This is a genomic window from Streptomyces sp. NPDC054840 (assembly GCF_053611065.1).
In genome coordinates, this window is the sequence record NZ_JBSGZP010000583.1 from 1 (window position 1) to 4,767 (window position 4,767).

The following is a 4,767-nucleotide window of genomic DNA, read 5'->3' on the forward strand; positions in this document are numbered from 1 at the left end:
AATCCACACCGAACCCGGAAGGCCCTCACCCGTTCAAGACGCCTCAGCCGAGACCTGCATCACCCGTCCACAACCTCCCGGGGCAATACACCTAGACAAGCCCGACACGACCCGTGGCTTCGGGCCGCCGCCGCCGGGAACTGGAAGGGTGATGCCGGATGGCGGCCGACAGCCGCCGACGTACCGACCCACCCCCGGGGGAACACGCGATGACCGAACCCACTCCGCGCAGGGCCGTACTCGTCGCCGCCCTCGCGGTCGCCGCCACCACGGTCCCGGGCGGCAGCGCCTCGGCGGCCCCTCCCATTCCTCCGGCCCCACGGGCTCCGGGCCGCACCGTGGACAACCGCTTCTGGCACTCCTACGACCACTGGCTCGCCGGAACCCACCAGGGCACCACCGCCGTCGGCGGCGCCCGCCCCGGCCTGGAGATCGCGACGGCCGTCGGCCGCACCGAATACGCCGACCCGCACACCGGCCGCAAGAGCACCTGGGAGTACGCCACCTGGACCTCCCCCGTGCACCGCTCCACCGTGCCCGCCACCGAGGCCATCGCCTCCTGGAACGCCCGCACCCCGGCCGGCACCTGGATCCAGATCGAGCTGCGTGGCACCTACACCGACGGCACTGCCACCCCCTGGTACGTGATGGGCCGCTGGGCCTCCGGTGACGCGGACATCCGGCGCACCTCGGTGGACGGCCAGGGTGACGGCAGGTCCACCGTCTGGACCGACACACTCGCCCTCGACGCCCCGGCCGCGACCGCCGGCCTGCGGATCTCGGCCTGGCAGCTGCGCCTCACCCTCCACCGCCGGCCCGGCGCCGGGCGCGGCCCCACCGTATGGCTCGCGGGCGCCATGGTCTCCGACGTCCCGGACCGCTTCACCGTCCCGGCCTCCACCCCCTCCCGTACGGCCCACGAGCTGAAGGTCCCGCGCTACTCGCAGGAGGTCCACGTCGGCCGGTACCCCGAGTACGACAACGGCGGCGAGGCCTGGTGCAGCCCCACCTCCTCCCAGATGATCATCGAGTACTGGGGCGGCGAGGCCCCCGCCGCCGCCCTGACCTGGGTGAACCCCGAATACTCCGACCCGCAGGTCTGCCACGCGGCCCGCTCCACCTACGACGCCGCCTACAAGGGATGCGGCAACTGGCCCTTCAACGCCGCGTACGCCGCCACCTACCGGGGCCTCGCCGGAGTCGTCACCCGCCTCACCTCCCTGACCGACCTGGAAACCCTGGTCGGGGCCGGCATCCCGGCCATCACCTCCCAATCCTTCCGCCCCGAGGAGCTCACGGGCGCGGGCTACGGCACCGCCGGGCACCTGATGACCGTCATCGGCTTCACCGCCGCCGGGGACGTGATCGCGAACGACCCCAACTCGCCCGACAACCCAGCCGTGCGCCGCGTCTACAGGCGCGCGGAGTGGGAGAACATCTGGCTCCGGACCAAGCGCGTGGGAGTCTCCGGCAAGGTCACCTCGGGCCCCGGAGGCATCTGCTATCTCTACGCGCCGGCCCGTCCGAGCCGGACGCAGTTCCGGGCGCTGCGCGCGGTGGGCGTGCTGTGAGAGGGCCGCGAATTCTTCCGTTGACCAAGAGGTACGGATAAGCGGAACATAGTGGGGTAAATGGCACATAAAGGCTTCTCAATAGGAGGCGGCCCGCCATGACCACCCATCCCAGCATCGAGCACCACCCCGACCTCGCCGAGATGCGCACCCGGTTCGAGCGGGTGACCAGCACTCCCCGGGCGCAGGCCGTCGAAGCACTGGCCCTGATCACGGGCCTGTACCTGGCCGCCTCGCCGTGGATCGTAGGATTCAGCGGCCTCACCCCGCTGGCCATCAACAACCTGATCGCCGGCCTGGCCTTCTGCCTGTGCATGGGCGGTCTGGGTTCCGCCTATGAGCGCACCCACGCGATGGCGTGGACGGCGGTCGCCCTCGGCGCGTGGACGATCGTCGCCCCGTGGGTCATCGCCGGTGAGATGGACACGACGCGAACGGTGGTCAGCAACGTGATCGCCGGAGGTGTCGCCTTGTGCCTCGGCCTCGCGATGGCGGCCATGGCGAGCCGCGACCGCGAGTCCCGCGTCTGACCGGGGCGCCTGAGGGGGTGCCGGAGGAAGTATCGGAGGAAGCATCGGAGGAAGCACCGGACGAGGGAACAGCGCGCCGGGTCCCGGCCGAGGAGGTCGGGGCCCGGTCGTCCGCCATCCAGGCCCCTTCTGGTCCTGTCCGTGTATGTCAGTGTTTGCGTGACGCATGCCACGCGTGACGTCCCTACCGCGAAAGCCGCGAACGCTGGCACATTGGACGCCATGACCGCCGACAGCGCCGCCCCCCTCGCCGCCCCCCGGGACCTCGTCCGCACCGGAGGCCCCAAGGACGACTCCACTTGGCTGGAGCACGTGCTGGGCTGGACCCTCGTGGTCGTCGTCGCCATGTTCGTCACCCAGGTCGGCTGGCTCTGAGCCTCTCCCGTCGGAGATCACGAGGCCGCCGGCCGGACCGTCGGCGGTCGGCTTGAAGACCATCGCGCCCAGCGCGGCGCCGGCTTCGTGGAATGAGCTCGGCGGGCAGGACAGCCCTGAGGGTGGGCGTCGAAGGCGCGTACGCACGCCGCACCCTCCCGCCGCTCGCCCGGCTCGCCCTCGTCGGCCGGCTCTCCGGGGTCGAAGGCACCGCCCTGGACCGGATCGGCGGACCGGGCGCCCCGGACCAGCCCGATCGCACCAGCTCGGGGGCCTGCTGGTGCGCCGGCTGCGCGCGACACTGAAGGTGATCGAGGAGTTCGTCCCGGAGTGTCCGGCACCTCCCGGCCCCGAACAGCCGCTCGGTCCGCTCGGTGATCTTGCCCCGGTGACGGGAAGCCCCTGATCGGGCATACTCAAGCCGCCGCAGCCGCTGAACAGCCCCTTCCGTGACCCGGGAGGGCAACACCGGCTGTGAGAGAACCGAGACCCGGCGGCGCGTACCACACCTCACGCGTCGCCGCCGTGCCCGACCAGGGAGGAGAGCGCCGCCATGACAGACCGCGCCCCGCAGCCGGTGGACCGACAGCTGCCCACCGAGGAGTCCCGGGACCTCCTCGCCCTCGTACGCGAGATCGCGCAGCGCGAGATCCGCCCCAAGGCAGCCGAGGAGGAGGACTCCGGCCGGTTCCCGCGGGAAGTCTTCACCCTGCTGTCCGAGGCCGGCTTGCTCGGCCTTCCCTATCCCGGGGAATTCGGCGGCGGCGAGCAGCCGTACGAGGTCTACCTCCAGATCCTGGAGGAGCTGGCCGCGGCCCGCCTGACCGTCGGCCTCGGCGTCAGCGTGCACTCCCTGGCCTGCCACGGCCTCGCCGGCTACGGCACGAAGGAGCAGCAGAGCGCCCACCTGCCCGCGATGCTCGGCGGCGGTCTGCTGGGCGCCTACTGCCTCTCCGAGCCGGCCGCCGGCTCCGACGCCGCCTCGCTCACCACCAAGGCGGTACGCGACGGCGACGACTGGATCATCACCGGCACCAAGGCCTGGATCACCCACGGCGGCGTCGCCGACTTCTACACCGTCCTCGCGCGCACCGGCGCCGAGGGCCCCAAGGGAATCACGGCCTTCCTGGTGCCCGGGGACGCGGAGGGCCTGACCGCGGCCGTGCCGGAGAAGAAGATGGGCATGAAGGGCTCGCCCACCGCCCAGCTGCACTTCGACGGCGTACGGGTTCCCGACGCCCGCCGCATCGGCGAGGAGGGGCAGGGCTTCACCATCGCCCTGGCCGCGCTGGACGCCGGGCGCCTGGGCATCGCCGCCTGTGCCATCGGCGTCGCCCAGGCCGCACTGGACGAGGCCCTGACGTACGCCCTGGACCGCAAGCAGTTCGGGCACCCGATCGCGGACTTCCAGGGACTGCGCTTCATGCTGGCCGACATGGCCACCAAGATCGAGGCGGGCCGGGCCCTCTACCTCGCGGCCGCACGGCTGCGGGACGCGGGCAAGCCGTTCTCCCGGCAGGCGGCCATGGCCAAGCTGTTCTGCACGGACGCGGCGATGGCCGTCACCACGGACGCGGTGCAGGTCCTCGGCGGATACGGCTACACGGCGGACTTCCCCGTCGAGCGGCTGATGCGCGAGGCGAAGGTGCTCCAGATCGTGGAGGGCACCAACCAGATCCAGCGCATGGTCATCGCCCGCCACCTGGCCGGCCCGGAGACGCGCTGACCGCGGTCGGTCAGTACAGCCCGCTGCTGGTGGTGGGCCAGACCGGGGAGGACGTGAGCCGCGACCATTCCGGGTCGCGCCGGCCGGGCACTGTCCGGCCGGCATCGGCCCACCGCGTCAGCAGATCACGGTAGATCGGCGGGTCCGGGACCTGCTGCGCCTGCTCACGCGGACGCTGAACCGATTCTTCGCAACCCGACGCCGCCTGGCGACGCCTTCGGCCCGTTGAAGACTGAAGCGTGGTCATACCCGGCCAACGCGGAATCGAAGGGCCGGGTAATCGCCCGCGGAGTGCGGCTATCCGTTCGAGGTGTCGCCGGGGGGCGGGGTGGTCGGGCGGGGCTCTCGGCGTCCGGCCAGCGCCTGTGGCCGGTCACGGGCCGACCTCGCCCTCGCCGGAACACGGCGGCGTACGCCCGCACCGTGAGGTGAGCGACAGCCTCATGGGTGGTGGCGGCCGCGGCCCGGTGGACCGGCACGACGGGAGGATCCACCACGTCCCCGCCGACGGCCGGGGGGAGGAGGGGGGGCGGCGGGCGGCGCAGGACCTTCGGCGGACCAAGGG

Annotated in this window: 5 protein-coding genes; all 5 read left to right on the top strand. The window is 72.2% G+C overall.

Translation table 11 applies throughout. The annotated features are described in order from the left end of the window. Positions 1 to 209: 209 nt before the first annotated feature. The 5 genes from ACWGIU_RS30055 to ACWGIU_RS30075 all read left to right on the top strand — a co-directional run bounded on the left by ACWGIU_RS30055 (position 210) and on the right by ACWGIU_RS30075 (position 4,202). Positions 210 to 1,571: a peptidase C39 family protein gene (locus ACWGIU_RS30055; protein ID WP_453711045.1), complete on the top strand. Its 1,362-nt coding sequence runs from the start codon at positions 210 to 212 to the stop codon at positions 1,569 to 1,571. Between the two features lie 98 nt (positions 1,572 to 1,669). After that, positions 1,670 to 2,101 (top strand): SPW repeat protein, encoded by a 432-nt coding sequence (locus tag ACWGIU_RS30060; RefSeq protein WP_453711047.1) that lies wholly within the window; start codon positions 1,670 to 1,672, stop codon positions 2,099 to 2,101. 222 nt (positions 2,102 to 2,323) lie between these two features. Continuing rightward, on the top strand, positions 2,324 to 2,476 hold the full coding sequence (locus tag ACWGIU_RS30065) for an SCO1431 family membrane protein (RefSeq protein WP_453711049.1): 153 nt from the start codon (positions 2,324 to 2,326) through the stop codon (positions 2,474 to 2,476). A 122-nt stretch (positions 2,477 to 2,598) separates the two neighbouring features. Beyond that, positions 2,599 to 2,781, top strand: a complete 183-nt coding sequence (locus ACWGIU_RS30070; protein ID WP_453711051.1) for a hypothetical protein — start codon at positions 2,599 to 2,601, stop codon at positions 2,779 to 2,781. 248 nt (positions 2,782 to 3,029) lie between these two features. Continuing rightward, on the top strand, positions 3,030 to 4,202 hold the full coding sequence (locus ACWGIU_RS30075) for an acyl-CoA dehydrogenase family protein (protein WP_453711053.1): 1,173 nt from the start codon (positions 3,030 to 3,032) through the stop codon (positions 4,200 to 4,202). Positions 4,203 to 4,767 lie beyond the last annotated feature (565 nt).

Excerpts from the sequence above, each read along its gene's own strand:
- ACWGIU_RS30055 (WP_453711045.1), top strand. The coding sequence starts at position 210 with ATGACCGAACCCACTCCGCGCAGGGCCGTACTCGTCGCCGCCCTCGCG.
- ACWGIU_RS30060 (WP_453711047.1), top strand. The coding sequence starts at position 1,670 with ATGACCACCCATCCCAGCATCGAGCACCACCCCGACCTCGCCGAGATG.
- ACWGIU_RS30065 (WP_453711049.1), top strand. The coding sequence starts at position 2,324 with ATGACCGCCGACAGCGCCGCCCCCCTCGCCGCCCCCCGGGACCTCGTC.
- ACWGIU_RS30075 (WP_453711053.1), top strand. The coding sequence starts at position 3,030 with ATGACAGACCGCGCCCCGCAGCCGGTGGACCGACAGCTGCCCACCGAG.